Below are 19,088 nucleotides of genomic sequence, written 5' to 3' on the forward strand. Positions count from 1 at the left end.
GACAGGCTTCAGCAGATGTTACAATATTCGCTACCTCCCTCAGTAGTTCTATAGTACCACCTATTGATCCGTCGAACCTTTATAAATCTAATGTGGTAAAAAAGAGCACTATCCCCATGGTTGGTGGTGATAGAGCCCCTCGTATCTCGAATAATCGAGCGAATGATGTTATCCTTGGACCGCTTCCTTCATCTGTGCATCCAACATGCGGAAGGCTTCACGCAACGGTTCTTTTGGCACATTCACATACCGATCACCAATACTTAGTTCGTAGCAGCTCGTCGTTTCACTGGCCTCGCGGACATACCCCGTTAAGCCTACCCCCGTTGCCTCATAGATCGCAATTAAGATCGACTCAAGCTGTGCTCTAGGCAGCTCCACATGGACGTGGAACATATTCGAAACGGGCTCTACAGGTTGAGTAACAACCCCCTGACACTGATTATAGAACCCAGCCAGTTCCTTCGCCTCTTCGTAATACTGTGCCATTTTGCCGATGCGCTCAGAGAAGTAATGCTTCGAACTAATGATATAAGGATACAGGCTGATCAAGTCGCCGCCGTGCCGTCTTTTCCACACCTTGGACGCTTCCGTAAAATCGGAATCTCCCGCTAGAACCGCGCCGGCGATGCCCCCGATCCCTTTGTAAAAGGAAACATATACACTGTCAAACAATGCGCAAATTTCTGCCGCAGACTTCTGGTAATACGGGAGAATCTCGAACAGCCTTGCTCCATCCAGATGCAGCTTAATACCTTTCTCGCGGCAATAGGTTGAGATGGCCTCCAAATCGCCATAGTCCGGCAACTGCCCGCCAATCTCACGCTGAGGCAATTCGAGCAGTAGGCACGCGATGTCTTCCTGCATATTCAGTACATCATCCAGCTGAATCAATCGATCTTTGTCCGCAAGCAGGATCGGTTCAATATGGTGTAATTCCTTCAACCCGTCTTTCTCATGGATTTCTAAATGGCATAGCGGGTGATAGGCTACGCGTTTCAATTCCAGCCGATCGCACCAAATGCGTAAAGCGATTTGCTGTGCCATCGTTCCGCTCGGGAAGAATACCGCCGATTCTTTGCCCAAATAGGACGCCATTTGCTGCTGGAAATCTTCCATGACTTGGCCTGAACCATACATGTCACTATCTAGCGCTCCATCGATATCTTGCAGCGCGTCTAGCAAAACCTGAACATTCCGTTTACCATGGCCTGCGACAGGATAAGTCGTCTGATTAAATGCTTCTGCTAATGTAATATGGGTCATTTCGATACACTCCCTTCGGAATAGAACCTTGACGTCGAATAACCAAAGTATATCCCTTCGCACGCGCTATGGCTATATTCCTTGCGGGAAAAGCGCATCCAGCGCCGGACATGGCAGCTTCTCAAGAAAATCTGCCAGCGGTGCAGGCTGATTCGCATAGATCTCCCGTAACGATGCCCCTTGATAAATATTTCCGATGATCACCGGATGGCATAACTCACAAATTAAGATATCCCCATTGCCGTGGAGGTGGAGCTGTTTCTTCCCGTCAACGCAGTGTGAGAAGTGTACGTTCGGTAGCTCCTGGAACCCTAAAGCCTCCGCAAAACGGTCCATGCACGTGAAATAGAGTACGGTGTCTTCTTGCTTCATCGCGATCAATTCGTGAACAGCCCGTTTCAATTCTTCCCTGGCGGAGATGGCATTCCATCCCGTATGATCCATCACAATGCTGTTCTGGATTTCATGGATTCGAACGCCTAAATCGTAAACCCGCTCACTAATCGCCTTCATATTGTGCTGTGTTTCGGCGAAGAGCAGCGTCTCCAATACGGTATCGATCCCGGTGTCTACGCATAAGCGGATGTTTTCGGTAATTTTGTCGTAAATGCTCGGATGAAGATTGTAATAAGCTGCGAATTTCTCGGCAGAAGTGAAATTGAACGAAATATGTATATTGGATAATCCTGCATCATGCAGCTGCTGAACCCGTTCTGCATTCAATAGGCTGGCATTCGTATTTAACTGCGTAGATATCCCTCTCGACGAACAATAGGACACGACTTCCAGACAATCCCGATACTTTAGCGTTACTTCACCACCGGATAAGCGGACCCGCTTCAACGTCGGAATGTCCTCCAGAATTCGTATAATTTCTTGCCCGTTAATCGATCGCCCGTCGTTACGCTGATAGGCGCAGCAGTAGTTGCACTTGAAATTGCAGTTTGAGGTGACGCCGACCTCCAGTCCCTCTAGCTCGTAGATATCCGGTTTATGCAGTTCAAGCGATTTATATTTCATGGTTTCTTGTGCCTCCTGAATTATATAGGTTGTGCTTTCCATATCACCCTTGAAATTATAGCGATTGCTAGAACTTTTCAGGTATGACATTTGCTATATAATCGAGGCTCTTCCCCACGCCTAAATATTGCGGATCGTATCGTCCAAGCTCTCGGCTGCGCCGGCCACCTGTTGGGATGAGGCACCAATATCCTGGATCACATGAACGAGGCTATTCATTTTATCTTGCACCGAATTGACGTTAAGCAAGCTTTGGTCAATGGATTCATGAATATGCGCAAATAACTCTGAGGTATTATCTGACTCCAATTCCCCCTGCAACACGAGGAACTCTACTTTCTCAATCGATTCCGTTGCTTCCAAGGTCAGTGCGTTGGATTGGCTGATCAGCGATTCGATTTCTTGAACAGCTTGTTGGGTTTCGGCCGATAGCTTACGAACCTCGCCAGCCACCACCGCGAACCCCCTTCCATTCTCACCCGCCCGGGCGGCTTCGATCGCGGAATTCAACGCCAACAAATGGGTCTGATCTGCAATTTCTTTTACAAGGCTGCTTACCTTCTTAATCTGGTTGCCGGAGTCGTCAAGCTTAGCAAGCGTCCCCTTCATCTCGACGGTATTCTGTTTAATGTCATGAATTAATGATTTCAAATCACGAATTCGCTGCAATCCGTTGAAAGCCGAGCCTTTCGTTTGTTCCGATTGCTTCGCCGTACTAATGACGACGTCATTCACCTCCTGGCTGCTCGCCACGAGTGCTTCCACAGATGAGTTGGTATCCTCCGAGAGCTCGGCTACTTTCTCACTGATCGATGAAATACTGTTTTTCATATGGTGTTTCACTTCGTTGTATTGCTTCTCTTTCTCGCGAATATTCCGCTGTTCATAAGATTCCAGCACCAGCTGCTGCTCGAAATTCAGGATCTTTTCAACCGCAGTGGTGAACAGGCGAGCCGTTTCATACTCTTTGAAATGTCCATATATAATGTCGATTATAGATCGTTGCAAGTTTTGGAACGCCGCAATATACCACTTCGGCTCCAGTCCGATATACTGGTGGATTTCAGCAACTTTCTTGCGCTTCTCAATAAAAGCTTCGTCCATATTGCCGTGGAATAGTTCAATCAGATGATTCCGCAATGTCTTGCGTAACCGTTCTACCGTGCTATGATCCGAAATAATGGCTTTCAATGCTTCCACCTGCAAGATCGAATTGTAAAAAGAGTCCACGATGGCATCAATATGTTCTTCCACAAAAGGATGCAACACCTTGATAAGCTGAATATCTTCCTTTCGCAATTCAATCATTTCCATTTGTTTCAAAATGTCCGGGTTATGTATCGCAATAACAACCTCTTCTGCCATGGCCTTTTCTTTAAATACAACGATCTCGCTGCGATTCAACATCTTGTCCTTACGTCTCAAAAAAGACATGTCTCTCTTCCCCTTAGCCCAAAGTATTCTGTTAAGAATAATAGTAACAACCCCTGATACACAGCGTCAAATCTCATAGCTTTGGGAGGTTTATCAGATAAATCGATAGCCTTTGTTGTTATTGTTCAAAATTGAGGTTCACCGACTGATTATTTTGCCATGTTGCACGAAGAACCCGATCCGATTGGATCAAACACGACTGTTTCAGATCCTTATCACATAACTTAGAGTAAAAACTTAACCCGGGATGTGTATGCTTTGAACAATATACCGCAGGTGTCACGATCTCTTGAAAGACCTAATTTCCTTGTATTCCTCGTCGACGAGGAGCGATATCCCCCTGTATACGAAAATGTAGAAATCAAGGAATGGCGTAAGCAGAATCTTGTAGCACAGCAGCTTTTGCGATCGCATAGCGTGGAATTCCATCGGCATTATATAGGCAGTGCTGCCTGCTGCCCAAGTCGAGCAACCTTATTAACCGGCCATTACCCCTCCCTCCATGGCGTCAGTCAAACGGATGGCATCGCGAAGCATGCTTTCGACTCGGATATGTTCTGGCTGGATCGCAACACAGTACCCACGATGGGAGACTACTTTCGCGAGGCAGGGTACCAGACCTATTACAAAGGGAAATGGCATATCTCCGATGAAGATATCATCACGCCAGGGACGCATCAGAGCATCCCAAGCTATCATCCCTTGACAGGAGTGCCCGATCCGAAAAAAGAAGAATTATATACAAGAGCCAACCGATTAGGTCATTTCGGCTTTAATGAATGGGTCGGGCCTGAGCCCCACGGTAAAAACCCCCGAAATTCCGGCTCATCCGCTGCGTTCGGCGTTAGCGGCAGAGATGAATTCTATGCGGATGAGACCGTTCAGCTCCTTGAAGCGTTGGAAGATCAGAAAAGTCGAGATGCGGATGTCGAGCCTTGGCTTATCGTAACGTCATTTGTGAACCCACATGACATTGTCCTCTATGGGGCGATTACAGCGCAGCTTCCGATGTTCCGGTTCGATGTGGAGCCCATGCCTTGGGTTGCGCCCCCTCCGACCCTTCATGAATCGTTATTCACAAAGCCCCGGTGTCAGGCAAGCTATCGGGATACCTATCCCAAAGCACTTCAGCCCATTATTGACCAATCCTTTTACCGTCAATTGTATTATCAACTGCAAAAAAATGCCGACCAGCAAATGTTGAAGGTATTTGAAGCTCTTACCTGTTCTTCGTTCTATGACAATACGATTGTGATTTTCACATCCGACCATGGCGATCTCCTCGGGTCACACGGGCATCTTCATCAAAAATGGTACTGTGCCTATGAAGAAATGCTTCATGTCCCCTTCCTAATTCACAATAAGCATCTCTTCCCGCATGCTAAACAAATCAATACCCTTACAAGCCATGTTGATCTTCTGCCTACCCTCCTCGAATTAGCGAATGCTGATATCGGACAGATTCAACACCGCTTACAACACAGATTTAGTGAAGTACGTCCCTTCGTGGGACGCGACCTCAGTCCACTTATATTAGGGCAGGTGTCTGATACTTCCTTCGTCAATAAGCCAATATACTTCATGACAGATGACGATGTGACCCGAGGTCAACATCAAATAAGTCCGCTGGGAGAGGCCTATACATCGGTAGTACAGCCTAACCACATCGAGACCGTCCTGATGACTATAGATCAACAAGATGGACAGGAATTATGGAAGCTCTCCCGCTATTTTGATAACGTTCATTTCTGGAGCGAACCGGGCGTGAAAGACGTAACTGTTCAACCTATCGGACATCCCGCCAATGGACAACAATCGATTAACATGACACATGTAAAAACCGTACCGTATCCAGATGAATATGAAATGTATAACTTAACCAAGGATCCTCTAGAGACCTGTAACCTAGCTCATCCCGCATTTGCTACGCAGTACAGTATCGGAATTCAGCAACAGATGATGATGATGCTGGAGGAGCAACGGGTACACAAACGTCTATATCCCAATCAACCAAGCGCCAAATGAGAACAATCGTCTCTATAAAAGAAAAGCCTGACCTTATAAGGCCAGGCTCAGAGTGTCGATAAAGTCCAGAGGACTTTTCGGTACAATGATGAAGATGAATGAAGTTTGCTATGTTGTTTAAACTCCAGTACAGGTGGAGGTGGGGAAAAGTATTTGTGGTGGTGCTATATTGGATATATCCACTAACTTAGCTGTTTTCAGTACGATTTCACACTCTATACTGGATAAATCCAATAGAATGTGCTGAAAATGCCTCTAAAATGCTGATTTTCCCCCTCTATATTGGAAACGTCCAGTATAGGTGCGCGAATTAGTGTTGGCTTCAAAGCTATATTGGAGTCGAGGAAGACTTGCTTGTGTAGGGTGAAGGTACTTTTTTTACGTGCCCTCCAAAAAACGGGGGTTTCTCGAGAGCCTGAGCCTGACCTCATAAGGCCAGGCTAACGATGAATAATTTCAGAGATCATTCTAAGTCTGAACTCTGACTGAATAGCTTCTGGCGAAGACCATACACGCCTAATAACAACAAAGGAAACAACACATTAAGGGTATAATCATAAAACGGCCAGTATCTTGCGATTACGTTATTGTAGTAGGTGATATTCGGGGCAATCAAGGTGGAAAGCACCATAAGAATCATAGCGGCAGGTAACGTCAACGACTTATATTCCTTAAGCTTTAACACCTGACTCAAACCTAGAACAAGACCGTAGAAAAAAAGAATAATCTTAAAAAAGATCGTGACGAACCACATCAAGGATAGAATGGCTTCGATTCTCTCTAGGAACCTGCCAATGTCGATCTTTTTGGCTAACGAATAACTAGGGTACATATTACTAGACGTTGCATCCGCCCCTAGAACGAGAATGGTTATGATAATTAAAATAATCAAAGCAACTCCACCCATCAACGTACCGGTAAAAAAACCTTTCAAGATTTTTTTCGGCTGATTGACATAGGGCATGATCATGAGGAACACAACAAGTTGACCCGAGGAAAATGTGGAAGTTGAAATCGATCCCCGAAGCACAGGTTTGATTCCTTCTGCCAGAACCGGTTGAATATTCTCCATATGCGCTTGGGGTAATAGAAGAATGATGAACGTGACAAAAAACAGAATAACCCCTGGAAAAAATACCTCCCCTGCTCGCGCAAATGCCTCGAGTCCAAGCCGTACCCCCATGACGACAATGCACAAAAACACGACGTAGATCGCTTGGATTGGTGTTTCCGGCATGCTTTGCGTGGTCATAAAATCACCGATTTCCCTGACATTAGCGGAAGCGCACAGCAGGAAATAGGCTATAAACAACAGCGATACGGCCGTACCGAGCGTTGAACCAAGTATTTTTTTATTGGATTCCACAAAGGTCAAATCGGGGTTGAGTTTGCTAACAACCACGAGTAAACACACGACAAGCCAACCGACACCCATTCCTATGATCGCGGAAATCCAAGCATCCTCTTTGGCTTCAAAGGTCGCGACCGAAGGCAGCACCAGGATCGAATCGCCAATCGTAAACAATGTGACCAAGATCGTAAATTGTCGTAAGGATATCTTTCCGTTCTCCAGCATGTTTCTCACCCTTTTACTTTAAGAGCCTAAATATGATATTACTGATTGGCTTGTATACCGCGACAATAATGGATAAAGGATTCGGGAGTTTCCAATGGAGCCCCTCTGCAATATTCAGCAAGATCCCCGCTGTAAGGAGAATGTAGAATGCCCACAGCTCCTTGCGTAATTTTCTTTTGACTAACGAAGGTACTTCAATGAACGCGAACACAATGGCTACTGCAAGAAACCCTATAATCACCAACATGGCCGTTCTACTCCCTTATTCTCTCCAAAAATGAGTTGCTCACCGTACCTAATTGATGAATCTGACCATCTACCTTCACCGTCACATCAAGATCGACGAAATACTGATCCCATCTCCCTTTAGCCTTCTTCCAAAATTTAGGGTTCGATCGGCGGATGGCATCACCAAACCCGAAAATATCAGCCTTATATTCTTTCTTTACCGTGTGAATAACCTCATCAATCAGTTCTTTGACTCTTGCATCCCCAAGGCTCTCCAATTGGGCAATCGTTTTCGTCTTCGTCAAATCGATCTGACATTCGACTTCATCCACATTGGCTCGCGAGCGAACTTCGATATCAATATGGGGTTTTCCTTTGATCACGCTGCCTTTGACCTTTGTTTTGGAACGAATAATCTCTAACGTCAATTCCCCCCCCTTAGGACATGGGATGACGCCTGCTGTACTTGTCACTTTGTCGCGAATATAGTTATACCCTTTGCTTTCCTTCTCATTGAGCCAACCGACCAGCTTGTCTCCTCGGAAGACGGCCAAAGACGTATATTGCAGTTGAGCCGAACTGTCGACCATTTGCACATTTTTATTGGAGTTTCCCATTTGCGGCTCGCCATTGATGAAGATTCCAGTCAATACGGGATGTTTTCCCTCACTAGTTATATCTTTTATCAATTCATCTAATGTGACGGAGGTTGTAGGCGCCCATGCTTTCTGCGATGTTTCGAGCGCATTGTAGAGCATATTTGCAGGGATCGCATCCAGTGACGTCAAAACTTTCAATATATCCTCAGCCATTAAACCCTTGGATACCGCAATGTAGAAATCAGACCGCGCCTCATTATCTCTTGTCAAAAATTCTAGCGATTTCCCGATTCCTTCTCGAGCTAAAGCCTCTCCAAGAATCAGAATGCGAAGATGCGAGATGTAAATCTTTCGAGGACTGTTCGTTGTCATCTTGCGGATAGCTTCAAACACGCTGTCTCCAACGGCTGAGTACAGGGTGACCGGAGAAGCACCGCGACCTTTTTTGGCTGCGATTTCGCCTGGAACTACGACCTGCATAGAAACCTTGTATTGTTTGTCCTGTTTATCGATCCCCATCCCCACCGCGATCGCAAGATCGTTCAATTCCCTTCGATTCCAACAGCCCGTGACAAATATCATGACACCTAGAAGCAACAGTAGAAGCATCTTTCGTAACATGGCATGTTTCCTTTCCGTCTGCTGAAAGTTATGTTCGAGACCTGGGGTTAGTAGACGGCTGCTCACGGGTCACATTTTGCTGACTAATGAGGCGTGGGCGGGTCCTCATTCTCCAATGAGGCAGTCTAAAAATCGTATCCTCCTGATCGTTCGCATTGTACGGGGCCAGAGGACTTGTATAAGGAATGCCGAAGGAGCGTAAGCTGCACAAGTGGAGGACGAGTGCAATAAAACCGGCAATCATCCCGTATAAACCGAATGAAGCGGCCAGAACCATCATCGGGAAACGAATCAAGCGAACAGCAATCGACATATTGGGCGCTGGAAAAATAAAGCTGGAAATCGCCGTAATCGATATCACGATGACCATCGCTGCTGAAACAATTCCCGCCTCTACGGCTGCTGTCCCAATGACCAGTGTTCCGAGAATGGATACGGCTTGCCCCACCGCACGAGGCATCCTTACGCTGGCTTCCCGTAATATTTCTAGAGCGGTTTCCATCATCAGAGCCTCGATAATCGCAGGAAAGGGCACACCTTCCCTTTGGGCCGCCAAGCTAATTAATAATGCGGTCGGTAACATCTCCTGATGGAACGTGGTAATTGCAATATAGGTCGATGAACCAAAGAGGGCGATGAAGAAACTGAAGAATCGGAGCACGCGGAGCAGGCTGCTGACATCCGCCCGTTGATAATAATCTTCGGCAGCCTGAAAAAATTGAGTGAACATCGCAGGAGCCGTGAGGACAAATGGCGTTCCATCTACGAGAATGGCCACACGCCCCTCTAACAAATCTGCAGCGACAACGTCGGGACGCTCTGTATTGTATATCGTTGGAAACGGCGTATACGTCTCATCCTGAATGAATTCTTCGATATATCCACTTTCCAGAATCCCGTCGATATCGATTCGATCCAGACGTTGACGTACTTCGTCAATCACGTTGTCACTCGCAATGCCTTTGATATACATGATCGACACATCGGTTTGGGTGACACGACCTATGGTTCTCGTCTCGAGCCATAGGTTCCGATCTTTAATCTTCCGCCGTATCAACGCCGTATTGGTTCGTATGTTCTCTGTAAAGCTCTCCCGGGGTCCCCGAACAATCGTCTCCGTCGCAGGCTCCGTGACACTCCGTTGGTTCCATTCTCTCACCCCAATGGCAAATCCTTGGGTATGCCCTTCGAACAGCAGGATGGCGTCGCCAGATAATAACGAATGAAATAACACGTCAAAATCAGCCACTTCCTTGACTCCCCCTACGGTGAGGGCTCGTTCCTTCAATACATTCAATACGTCCTGCCCGAAGGATATCATCTGATCCAATTCGGTGTTTTTCATATCCATTAACAGCGATTCCATGACGAAATCCGCAAGAGCTTGCGAACCGGTTAGCCCGTCCGTGTAGAAAATAGCGGCTTTGACATTGCCAACCTTCCCAATCCGGATTTCCCTAACGACGATGTCGTCACTATTGCCTAATGCTTGTTTTACTGTGTTTATATTTTGCTGAAGATCGGCTGCGATTGGCTCCTTCGTATCGGATGCCGCTTGTTGAGTCGATGGTTCAGATGGTTGCTGTTCCTTCGCCTCTTCAGGCGTGTTATTGTTATGTTCCATGAGCGATCCCTCGTTTGTCTGCTATGGATCAATTGTAGCCCAATACATGCCAACATAAACCTGAGGGGATGAAGTAAAGCCATTGCTTATGCAACGGCTTTAACATTCATTAATCCCATATATCGGGTCGATCCAACTGAAGCATTCGCAAGTACTGAAGTAATTGTCCTGTATGTACGGCATCATGGTAGGATTTCCGCTCTAAAGCATCACCAAGGTACCTTTCAATGGGGCGATGAGGCCATTGTATGAGCTTGCTTGCAAAATCCGCTATATCTAGTGATTCAACATAGGATATAAATTGCTCATGATAGATGCTAGAGTGAGTGATTTCATCCTGCACACTCGTATAGGGTACCTCCCAAAGGGGATTTTTTTCCTCCTCGGTTGGCAGCCTTTGCTCTGTCAAAATCATAAACCACGAGTAATCATGAAGCAGTACATGGCGAATCATATGTCCAATACTTAGTGCGCCCGCGTCTGGTTTCCAAGGCAAATATTCGTCTGGGATGCCGTCTACCGCTTTTAGAAAACGTCGACGTGTCTCCTTTAAGTCGAGTAGTATCAATTCTTTTGCATTCATACTTCCATCTCTCCCTACACTATTATTCTCCTCCCGTATTGTACAACTGGCACATTTAAACTATCATCGAAATATGAATGCATATCCGAATATTTCAATCGTAACCTCCCTTATCGCTGATCCTACTCGCGCAGTCATGCTAGACGCATTAATGAGTGGGCAAATGCTGCCCGCTGGAGAATTGGCGTACATATCAGGCGTATCTCCACAAACAGCAAGCTCTCATCTATCCAAACTTGTGAAAGGAAATGTAATTGCCGTCGAACAACAAGGTAGACATCGCTACTATCGCCTTGCAAATAAGGAGGTAGCAGAATTGATGGAAATGATCGCCGTGATATCCCCGCCGGTTCAGGTACGATCCTTACGGCAATCGCAGGAAATGAAAAAAGTGAGGCATGCACGTACCTGTTATGATCATTTAGCAGGGAAGCTAGGCGTCGCGCTAACTCAAGCTCTCCTACATAAAGGGTTTATTGCCATGGTCTCGGAAACGGAGTTCGATGTCACCGCAGAAGGAATGGAACATTTCCGGTTGCTCGGCATCGATCTAGCTGCGATGAAATCGAATCGACGCATATTTGCCAAACGATGCCTTGATTGGAGCGAACGATATCACCACATCGGGGGCTTTTTGGGATCCGTGATCGCACGGCATTTATTTGAGATCAAGTGGATTGAGCGTATCGAAGGAACGAGAGCCGTACGGATTACGGAAGAGGGGAGAAATCGACTGCAAGAATGGTATGGCATTGACGTAGATACGCAAGAAGGTCATGACAATCTTTACAAAAATGCCCACGCTTAAGGAGCACGGAAGCGCGATTCCATCTTCCCTACAATCAATCATGAATCATGAACTAATTATGGGAGGTAGAAGAATGACGCATTATTACGATTGTTCCAATCTACAGCGAATACCTGATCTCGTGAAACTGGCCCCGCAGACCGCCGCTTCCTTTTTAACAGCTGTCTCGCAAGACAACAGACCTACAAGATACGACACCTGATTGCTTCTGTTAAAATACCGATGATGCAGAACATGATGAAATAAAAATGAAGATTGCTATGTTGGATAAATCCAATAACTTTAACGGATTTGCCTACGTTTAAGCGTCTATATTGTATATTTTCATTAAAAAAGGATGTAAAACGCCAACAATGCTCCATTCATGGCTCTTATCCTACATAAATCCAATATAGGTGGCTAACAAAGCTCATTCTGGCGGCTATCCTGCATAAATCCAACATAGATGAGTAACAAAGCTCATTCGGCGACTATTTGTTCGATTTTGAACGAATAGTCGTCTCTCTCTGTATCTATTCTTACTTAGGCCCATATATCCAGTTGGAGTTTTTGCTACTTGAAGGGAATACTATCCGGGGCTTGACCCTATCAAAGGTGATTAGGAATTCGTAAAAATAGGTTGCGAATTTTAGACGATGTTTGCGGATTATAGGATTCTGCAACCGTTAACATTCTTGTTACAATACAGATGCAACTAAAAGATCTTAGTTCAGGGGGAATAAAAATGAAAAGGTTTTCTATTTTATTATTGGCTTGTATGTTGGTCATGGGAGCACTAAGCGCTTGCGGAAACAGCGAGTCAGAATCAGCTGCATCCAATAAACTCGTCGTCTACAGTCCAAATAGCGAAGAAATCATCAAGACGATTATTCCAATGTTCGAAAAGCAAACAGGGATTACCGTTGAACTTGTAACGGCTGGAACCGGCGAAATTGTTAAGCGCTTACAATCTGAGAAACAAAACCCTTACGCTGATGTGATGTTCGGTGGTTCCATGGCTGGTTATCGTGAACATGCCGATCTATATGAACCTTATGTTTCACCCGAGGACGAAAATTTAATTGAAGGCCATCGCAATACGACGGGATTCGCAACTCCTTTCGTTTCAGATGGAAGCGTTCTCCTCGTGAACAAAAACCTTATTGGCGATATCAAAATTGAAAGTTATGCCGATTTGCTCAACCCAAAACTTAAAGGGAAAATTGCTTCTGCTGACCCGGCAAGCTCAAGCTCCGCTTTTGCTCAACTAACTAATATGCTGAAAGCGATGGGCGGCGACTATGAGAGTGATAAAGGTTGGGACTATGTCAGCAAATTGATCGAGAACCTGAACGGCAAAATTGCAAGTGGTTCCGGCGCGGTTCACAAGAGTGTAGCTGACGGAGAATATGTCGTTGGATTAACGTATGAAGATCCTTCAAGCACTTATGTGAAAAACGGTGCCCCGGTCGAAGTTGTATATCCGAAAGAAGGCGCAGTGTTCCTCGACGCCGCTTCCGCTGTGATCAAAGGTGCTCCACACATGGACAATGCCAAGAAATTCATCGACTTTATTCTTTCCAAAGAAGCTCAAGATGCATTCGGTACGCAATTAACAAATCGTCCTCTTCGTCAAGATACAAAGCTTGGGGACTACATGACGCCCTATGCCAACATCAACATGATTGATGAAGATACAGACTATGTTAGTGCGAATAAATCCAAAATCGTGGAGCATTACATTGATTTGTTCACAAGCATCAAATAAATTATAAGAATTTAGGTGACAACGATGAGCGTAACTATATTTATTAAAGACTTAGTCAAAAAATATGATGATACCACCGTCATTCCGGAGTTGTCCCTGGAGATTAAGAAGGGTGAATTTTTCACCCTCCTCGGTCCTTCGGGGTGCGGAAAGACCACGCTGCTGCGCATGATTGCCGGCTTTAACAGTATTGAAGGCGGAACTATTCAATTTAACGACCGTGTTATTAATCAGGTTGAACCTGGCAAACGGAATATCGGGATGGTGTTTCAGAGCTATGCTATCTTCCCGCATTTAACTGTCAAAGGGAATATTGCTTTTGGGCTTGAAAATCGCAGATTATCCAAAGCTGAAATTGCCTCCAAAGTCGATGATATCTTAAAGGTAGTTCAAATCGAACAATACAAAGACCGCATGCCCAAGAATCTATCCGGCGGCCAGCAGCAGCGGGTTGCCTTAGCCAGAGCGATTGTCATCCGACCGGATGTCCTCTTGATGGATGAACCTCTCTCCAACCTGGATGCCAAACTTCGGGTCGACATGCGGAACGCGATTAAAGATATTCAGAGAGAAGTTGGGATCACAACCGTATACGTCACACATGATCAAGAAGAAGCTATGGCTGTATCCGATCGCATTGCCGTTATGAAATCGGGCGTGATTCAGCATCTGGGTACACCTCAAGAAATCTATCAGCGTCCTGCGAATGTATTCGTTGCTACATTTATCGGTCGAACCAACATTATCGAAGGAAGCTTAACGCCGGAAGCAGGCGGCCATCGACTGCACATCGGACAGAGCTATTCGGAAGAACTCTCGAACATTCAACTTCCGAAATCGCATGCGCAGAAGGCTATTAACGTCCAAATTTCAGTTCGACCTGAAGAGTTCGTTATGACCGAGGATCAGACAGGTCTGAAAGCGACCATTGTACACAGCGTATTTTTGGGACAAAACACACACTATTTTGTGGACTTGGAGTCTGGTCAACGCGTTGAAATCACACAGGAATCAAAAACGACACAAATCTTAGATCCTGGTCACACCATCTATTTAAAAGTGAAAAAAGATAAAATCAATGTGTACGATGCTGAAGGTGAATTGAATTATACAGGGAGCGGTCAGCTATGAAGGGGACGCGCAAACGATTTGATATTTGGACCAATATTTCGTTATTGATCTTCATGTTCTATATTCTTTTTCTAGCTCTACCTTTATTTACGATGCTCATCAAAAGTGTGTATAACGGTACCACAGGGGACTTTTCATTTGCCTATTTCACGAAGTTTTTCAGTAAACCCTATTATTTAAATGCATTATTCAATAGTGTTAAAGTAACCGTTAGTGTGACAGCCCTTGCTGCCATCATCGCAACACCGCTCGCTTACATCATGGCAACGGTTAAAATTAAAGGTAATTCAACCATTCGAGTTATGATTTTGATTTCCTCGATGTCAGCCCCATTCATTGGAGCTTACTCCTGGATCCTGCTGCTAGGCAGAAACGGTGTCATTACCAGATTCGTGAGCAATACATTTGGAATTACGATGCCTGATATATATGGTTTTACGGGTATTCTCGTGGTCTTAACCTTGCAAATGGTCCCTCTTATCTTTATGTATGTATCCGGAGCACTTAAGAATGTGGACCAATCGCTCATGGAAGCCGCAGAAAGCATGGGCTATAGCGGCTTCAGCAAAATGCGCCGCGTGCTGCTCCCGCTCATTACGCCAACCTTGCTCGCAGGCGGACTACTCGTATTCATGCGCGCACTCGCCGATTTCGGTACACCGATGCTGATTGGTGAAGGGTTTAAGACCGTACCGGTACTGATCTTTACCGAATTTATTAGTGAAGTCGGCGGCGATGATGGCTTTGCAGCGGCGATCAGTGTCATTGTCGTCCTGTTCGCAACAGCGATCTTCCTGCTTCAAAAGTTCGTATCCAATCGTAAATCCTTTACGATGAGTGCGTTGCATCCCATTGAAGCTAAGAAGAAAAAAGGAATCGGCAACATCGCGGCCCATATCGTCATCTATCTGTATACTTTCATTGCACTTATGCCGCAACTATACGTCATCTATACTTCTTTTCTCAAAACGAACGGCCGAATCTTCGTTAAAGGATTTTCGCTCCAAAGCTATAAGGATGCATTCGATAATATTGGAGGCGTCATCACGAACACGTTCATGCTAGCCATCGTGTCGCTTGTCATCATTATCCTGTTGGCGATTCTGATCGCTTATGTTACCGTTCGAAGAAAAAATGCCTTGACGAATACGCTGGATATCTTTACGATGTTCCCTTATATCGTTCCAGGCTCTATTCTAGGGATCGCCCTATTAATCACATTCAACAATAAGCCGCTGGCCCTGAGTGGAACAGCCATCATTATGATCATCTCATTCGTCATCCGGCGTCTGCCTTATACGATTCGTTCGAGCGCAGCGATTCTGCATCAGATTAACGATGGGATTGAAGAAGCGGCAATCAGCCTGGGAGCTTCCCAGATGAAGACGTTCTTCAAGATTACGCTTCCTATGATGCTTGCAGGCGTCGTCTCTGGTGCGATCCTTAGCTGGATTACCATTATTACGGAATTAAGTACCTCGATCATCTTGTATACCGGTAAGACGAAAACCGTGACGGTTGCCATCTATACCGAGGTTATTCGCGGGAACTATGGGGTTGCTGCAGCATTGTCCACGATCCTTACCGTAATTACGGTCGTATCGCTGCTGGTCTTCCTCAAACTCTCTGGTCAAAAAGAAGTTTCGCTATAATCCAATAAGCTTCCATAACCACCTAGTCGGCCCGGCATCATGCGGGCCGATTTGGTGGTATTTGGATGGACCTCATGATAACCGGCGATGTTCAGCCTGATCTACGAGTAAGGTATACTAAAGAAGAGGGGCCTATCGTTGATGGGAGGTATCATGAAACAGACAAAAAAACGTAACTTTAAGGAATCAACCCGTCACCTATTTCGACTGTATACGGTGATCCCGTTTGCTATTTTAATCGTTTTGTTTTTGGTATTCACGTTAATTAACGGAAGAATGAACTTAACCCAAAAAACTACCGAGGCTGCGCAATCCATCAGCCAGTCCATCGCAGCGGTACATCAGCAATACTACGAAGAAATCAATCAACTGGCTGTTTCTCCTGCCGTGATGAACTATGTGACCACCCATTTGAACAGTGATAAAGTGTACTCCGAATTTTACGATTTCAACAATCAGCAGCAGGTCAAAAGCATATTTCATATCGTCGCTACGAACGGCGTCTTTCTGGCGAGTTCCGCTCCACCGGATACCCTGTATGCCAACTTTGCCTTTAGCAATCTCATCACCCGGATTGATCATCGACCGAACGACACGCTAACCGAAATGAATAGCTTTCGTTACTCGCATGATCGCGATACCTGCTATACGTTCGGCAAAGCGATCGTAAAGGACCATCAAACGCTAGGTTATATCATCTTTCAACTGAATGAAGCCGACATCCAGAAAATCATATTTGAACAAAATAATGAAATTGCGATGATCACCGACGAACATAACACTATTATTGCCACGACGAACAATGTAACCAAAGGCGTGCTGAACAAATTTAGCCCTAAGCTCGATAATCAAGGTCATGTGTTATTAAACGACGGCACGTATTATATGTATTCCAAACGGATACCAGACACATCCATTCAAGTCATCACGCTTAACTCTTACAAATCCGAGCAATACACCTACTACACAGTGTCGATCTTTGTCCTTGCGGCCAGCGTGCTCCTATGGATCATGATTCGAATCTTGTCGAACAAAATGTCGACGCGCAATTCCGAATCGATCGACAAATTGATACATGCCTTAGCGCAGCTGCGTGAGGGGAATTTTAATGGGTATGTCGACATTCAGACGGATGATGAATTTGAAATTCTTGGCGATGAGTATAATGTGATGCTGGATCGATTGAAGCATTTGGTAGAGAAGAATAAAGAGTTGTCAGCACTCAGCACCATTATTGAGGTAAAGCAGCTGCAATCGCAGTTCCATCCGCATTTTATATTTAATGTACTAGAAACCCTGCGCTATGCGATTAAAATCGACGCGAATCAAGCTCAGGATATTGTCATGATTCTATCCAGACTGCTTCGATACAGTATCGGACACGATCGCAGCGTCAAGCTGAAGGATGACATGAATTATGTGCGAGATTATCTGAAGCTGCAGCATATTCGTTTTAATGAACGACTGGAATATCGGATTTCGGTCGCAGAGGAAACCCACGAGGTATATGTTCCGAAGCTTCTTCTTCAACCGCTCATTGAAAACGCTATCAAATATGGCTATCAGAATCAAAGTAATGTACGGATTGAGATCCGGATCTACACATCTGGAGGTAAGCTCATTCTCGAGGTCCGCGACAACGGTCAAGGCATAAACGAAGAGACTTTGGAGAACGTCAACCACATCTTGCAAAGCCAGAGTAACACCACGCCGCATATCGGACTATATAACGTTCATCGTCGCTTGGTGCTGTTGTATGGGGAAGAATCCGGTGTCCACATCGACAGTGCGCAAGGAGAAGGCACCTGTGTTACACTTACAATTCCTTACGAATGGAGTGATGATCATGTTTAAGGTTCTACTCGTCGAAGATGAAGATATGATCCGCAGGGGGATACGATTTAGCATCGATTGGCTGCAATACGATTGTATCGTGATTGAGGAGGGGCTTCATGGGCAGGATGGCTATGAGAAGATCTGCGAACTCAAGCCGGATATTGTCATTACGGATATCAATATGCCCATTATGGATGGCATCTCAATGATTCGGGAAGGTCTCCAGAAGCATACCTTTAGCAGTATCATTATCTCAGGCTATAATGAATTTCATTTGGCGAAGCAAGCCATTCAATTAGGCGTAACCGAGTTTTTAGTGAAGCCATTAGAGGATGACCAGTTGATCGCGGCACTGGAATCTGCTAAAGCCCATGTGGATTTAATACGCAAATACGAGATCATCTCCAATCATCCGCAAGAAAAAGAAGAAATTATTAATAGTCAATTTTTAGAGAAGGAAACAAAAACATCGAAATATGTGTCCAAGATGATCGCCTATGTGCAGGAGAACTATGCGAAGAAAATTAGCATCCATGACCTTGTGGAACAGCTTGGCTTAAGCGCCTATTACATGAATCAGAAATTCAAGGCAGAGACCAGCTATACGTTTAATGAATTCCTCAACCGCTATCGCATTCATAAATCGATCGAATTATTAAAAGCAGGCGATGGCAAAGTATATACAATCGCCCATGATATCGGCTTTAGCGATTACAAGTACTTCATTAGCATCTTCAAAAAATATGCCCAATGCACGCCTAGTCAATATCAAGAATATTTCGGGGATAAGGATATGTAATATAGGGATCTCCTAATTATTCTGCTAGGTTGATGAAAAATAAAAAGCCGATCGAATCCAAGACGCTTGGTCTGGCACTCGATCGGCTTCCTTTTTGATTCCTTACACCTTCGGCCGGTCACGTATGACCGAGGTTAGA

16 protein-coding genes are annotated in these 19,088 nt (G+C 45.2%); 8 read left to right on the forward strand and 8 right to left on the reverse strand.

Features of this window, described 5'->3' with window-relative positions; translation table 11 throughout:
• Nucleotides 1-168: 168 nt before the first annotated feature.
• The 3 genes from BVG16_RS18745 to BVG16_RS18755 form a co-directional block, all read right to left on the reverse strand.
• A complete protein-coding gene (locus BVG16_RS18745) occupies nt 169-1,266 on the reverse strand; it encodes a threonine aldolase family protein (protein WP_078500491.1) in 1,098 nt (365 codons plus the stop codon).
• A gap of 72 nt (nt 1,267-1,338) precedes the next feature.
• Nucleotides 1,339-2,286: a radical SAM protein gene (locus tag BVG16_RS18750; RefSeq protein WP_078500493.1), complete on the reverse strand. Its 948-nt coding sequence runs from the start codon at nt 2,284-2,286 to the stop codon at nt 1,339-1,341.
• A gap of 120 nt (nt 2,287-2,406) precedes the next feature.
• Nucleotides 2,407-3,720, reverse strand: coding sequence for a globin-coupled sensor protein (locus BVG16_RS18755; RefSeq protein WP_078500495.1), 1,314 nt, complete (start codon nt 3,718-3,720; stop codon nt 2,407-2,409).
• Between the two features lie 258 nt (nt 3,721-3,978).
• Here BVG16_RS18755 and BVG16_RS18760 point away from each other — a divergent pair, with 258 nt between their 5' ends.
• The gene (locus BVG16_RS18760; RefSeq protein ID WP_078500497.1) at nt 3,979-5,745 is read left to right on the forward strand and encodes a sulfatase-like hydrolase/transferase; all 1,767 of its coding nucleotides are present in this window, start codon (nt 3,979-3,981) and stop codon (nt 5,743-5,745) included.
• Nucleotides 5,746-6,208: 463 nt separating this feature from the next.
• Here BVG16_RS18760 and BVG16_RS18765 read toward each other — a convergent pair whose 3' ends face one another.
• From BVG16_RS18765 to BVG16_RS18785, 5 genes are all read right to left on the reverse strand, one after another.
• Nucleotides 6,209-7,321: a GerAB/ArcD/ProY family transporter gene (locus BVG16_RS18765; RefSeq protein WP_078500498.1), complete on the reverse strand. Its 1,113-nt coding sequence runs from the start codon at nt 7,319-7,321 to the stop codon at nt 6,209-6,211.
• Nucleotides 7,322-7,334: 13 nt separating this feature from the next.
• Complete coding sequence (locus BVG16_RS18770) at nt 7,335-7,568, reverse strand: hypothetical protein (RefSeq protein ID WP_078500500.1); 234 nt, start codon at nt 7,566-7,568, stop codon at nt 7,335-7,337.
• A 7-nt stretch (nt 7,569-7,575) separates the two neighbouring features.
• Nucleotides 7,576-8,769: a Ger(x)C family spore germination protein gene (locus BVG16_RS18775; RefSeq protein ID WP_078500502.1), complete on the reverse strand. Its 1,194-nt coding sequence runs from the start codon at nt 8,767-8,769 to the stop codon at nt 7,576-7,578.
• Nucleotides 8,770-8,797: 28 nt separating this feature from the next.
• Complete coding sequence (locus BVG16_RS18780; RefSeq protein ID WP_078500505.1) at nt 8,798-10,393, reverse strand: spore germination protein; 1,596 nt, start codon at nt 10,391-10,393, stop codon at nt 8,798-8,800.
• 109 nt (nt 10,394-10,502) lie between these two features.
• On the reverse strand, nt 10,503-10,976 hold the full coding sequence (locus BVG16_RS18785; RefSeq protein ID WP_078500507.1) for a DinB family protein: 474 nt from the start codon (nt 10,974-10,976) through the stop codon (nt 10,503-10,505).
• Between the two features lie 73 nt (nt 10,977-11,049).
• Here BVG16_RS18785 and BVG16_RS18790 point away from each other — a divergent pair, with 73 nt between their 5' ends.
• From BVG16_RS18790 to BVG16_RS18815, 7 genes are all read left to right on the forward strand, one after another.
• Nucleotides 11,050-11,784, forward strand: a complete 735-nt coding sequence (locus tag BVG16_RS18790; protein WP_078500508.1) for an ArsR/SmtB family transcription factor — start codon at nt 11,050-11,052, stop codon at nt 11,782-11,784.
• Nucleotides 11,785-11,857: 73 nt separating this feature from the next.
• On the forward strand, nt 11,858-11,986 hold the full coding sequence (locus BVG16_RS33745; protein ID WP_269845607.1) for a hypothetical protein: 129 nt from the start codon (nt 11,858-11,860) through the stop codon (nt 11,984-11,986).
• Nucleotides 11,987-12,508: 522 nt separating this feature from the next.
• Complete coding sequence (locus BVG16_RS18795) at nt 12,509-13,531, forward strand: ABC transporter substrate-binding protein (protein ID WP_078500510.1); 1,023 nt, start codon at nt 12,509-12,511, stop codon at nt 13,529-13,531.
• Nucleotides 13,532-13,555: 24 nt separating this feature from the next.
• On the forward strand, nt 13,556-14,662 hold the full coding sequence (locus tag BVG16_RS18800; protein ID WP_078500512.1) for an ABC transporter ATP-binding protein: 1,107 nt from the start codon (nt 13,556-13,558) through the stop codon (nt 14,660-14,662).
• Nucleotides 14,659-16,314, forward strand: coding sequence for an ABC transporter permease (locus BVG16_RS18805; RefSeq protein ID WP_078500514.1), 1,656 nt, complete (start codon nt 14,659-14,661; stop codon nt 16,312-16,314). Before BVG16_RS18800 ends, BVG16_RS18805 begins: the two co-directional genes overlap by 4 nt.
• A 153-nt stretch (nt 16,315-16,467) precedes the next feature.
• Nucleotides 16,468-18,168, forward strand: coding sequence for a cache domain-containing sensor histidine kinase (locus tag BVG16_RS18810; protein ID WP_078500686.1), 1,701 nt, complete (start codon nt 16,468-16,470; stop codon nt 18,166-18,168).
• Entirely contained in the window at nt 18,161-18,949 is a 789-nt protein-coding gene (locus tag BVG16_RS18815; RefSeq protein ID WP_078500516.1) for a response regulator transcription factor, read from the forward strand. The genes BVG16_RS18810 and BVG16_RS18815 overlap by 8 nt, the downstream gene beginning before the upstream one ends.
• Nucleotides 18,950-19,088: the final 139 nt, after the last annotated feature.

It is taken from the genome of Paenibacillus selenitireducens (assembly GCF_002021565.1).
Classification (GTDB): Bacteria; Bacillota; Bacilli; order Paenibacillales; family Paenibacillaceae; genus Paenibacillus_K; species Paenibacillus_K selenitireducens.

Bases quoted from the DNA above. Each gene is read 5' to 3' on its own strand.
- BVG16_RS18745 (WP_078500491.1), bottom strand. From the start codon at position 1,266: ATGACCCATATTACATTAGCAGAAGCATTTAATCAGACGACTTATCCT.
- BVG16_RS18750 (WP_078500493.1), bottom strand. From the start codon at position 2,286: ATGAAATATAAATCGCTTGAACTGCATAAACCGGATATCTACGAGCTA.
- BVG16_RS18755 (WP_078500495.1), bottom strand. From the start codon at position 3,720: ATGTCTTTTTTGAGACGTAAGGACAAGATGTTGAATCGCAGCGAGATC.
- BVG16_RS18765 (WP_078500498.1), bottom strand. From the start codon at position 7,321: ATGCTGGAGAACGGAAAGATATCCTTACGACAATTTACGATCTTGGTC.
- BVG16_RS18770 (WP_078500500.1), bottom strand. From the start codon at position 7,568: ATGTTGGTGATTATAGGGTTTCTTGCAGTAGCCATTGTGTTCGCGTTC.
- BVG16_RS18775 (WP_078500502.1), bottom strand. From the start codon at position 8,769: ATGTTACGAAAGATGCTTCTACTGTTGCTTCTAGGTGTCATGATATTT.
- BVG16_RS18780 (WP_078500505.1), bottom strand. From the start codon at position 10,393: ATGGAACATAACAATAACACGCCTGAAGAGGCGAAGGAACAGCAACCA.
- BVG16_RS18785 (WP_078500507.1), bottom strand. From the start codon at position 10,976: ATGAATGCAAAAGAATTGATACTACTCGACTTAAAGGAGACACGTCGA.
- BVG16_RS18790 (WP_078500508.1), top strand. From the start codon at position 11,050: ATGAATGCATATCCGAATATTTCAATCGTAACCTCCCTTATCGCTGAT.
- BVG16_RS33745 (WP_269845607.1), top strand. From the start codon at position 11,858: ATGACGCATTATTACGATTGTTCCAATCTACAGCGAATACCTGATCTC.
- BVG16_RS18795 (WP_078500510.1), top strand. From the start codon at position 12,509: ATGAAAAGGTTTTCTATTTTATTATTGGCTTGTATGTTGGTCATGGGA.
- BVG16_RS18800 (WP_078500512.1), top strand. From the start codon at position 13,556: ATGAGCGTAACTATATTTATTAAAGACTTAGTCAAAAAATATGATGAT.
- BVG16_RS18805 (WP_078500514.1), top strand. From the start codon at position 14,659: ATGAAGGGGACGCGCAAACGATTTGATATTTGGACCAATATTTCGTTA.
- BVG16_RS18810 (WP_078500686.1), top strand. From the start codon at position 16,468: ATGAAACAGACAAAAAAACGTAACTTTAAGGAATCAACCCGTCACCTA.
- BVG16_RS18815 (WP_078500516.1), top strand. From the start codon at position 18,161: ATGTTTAAGGTTCTACTCGTCGAAGATGAAGATATGATCCGCAGGGGG.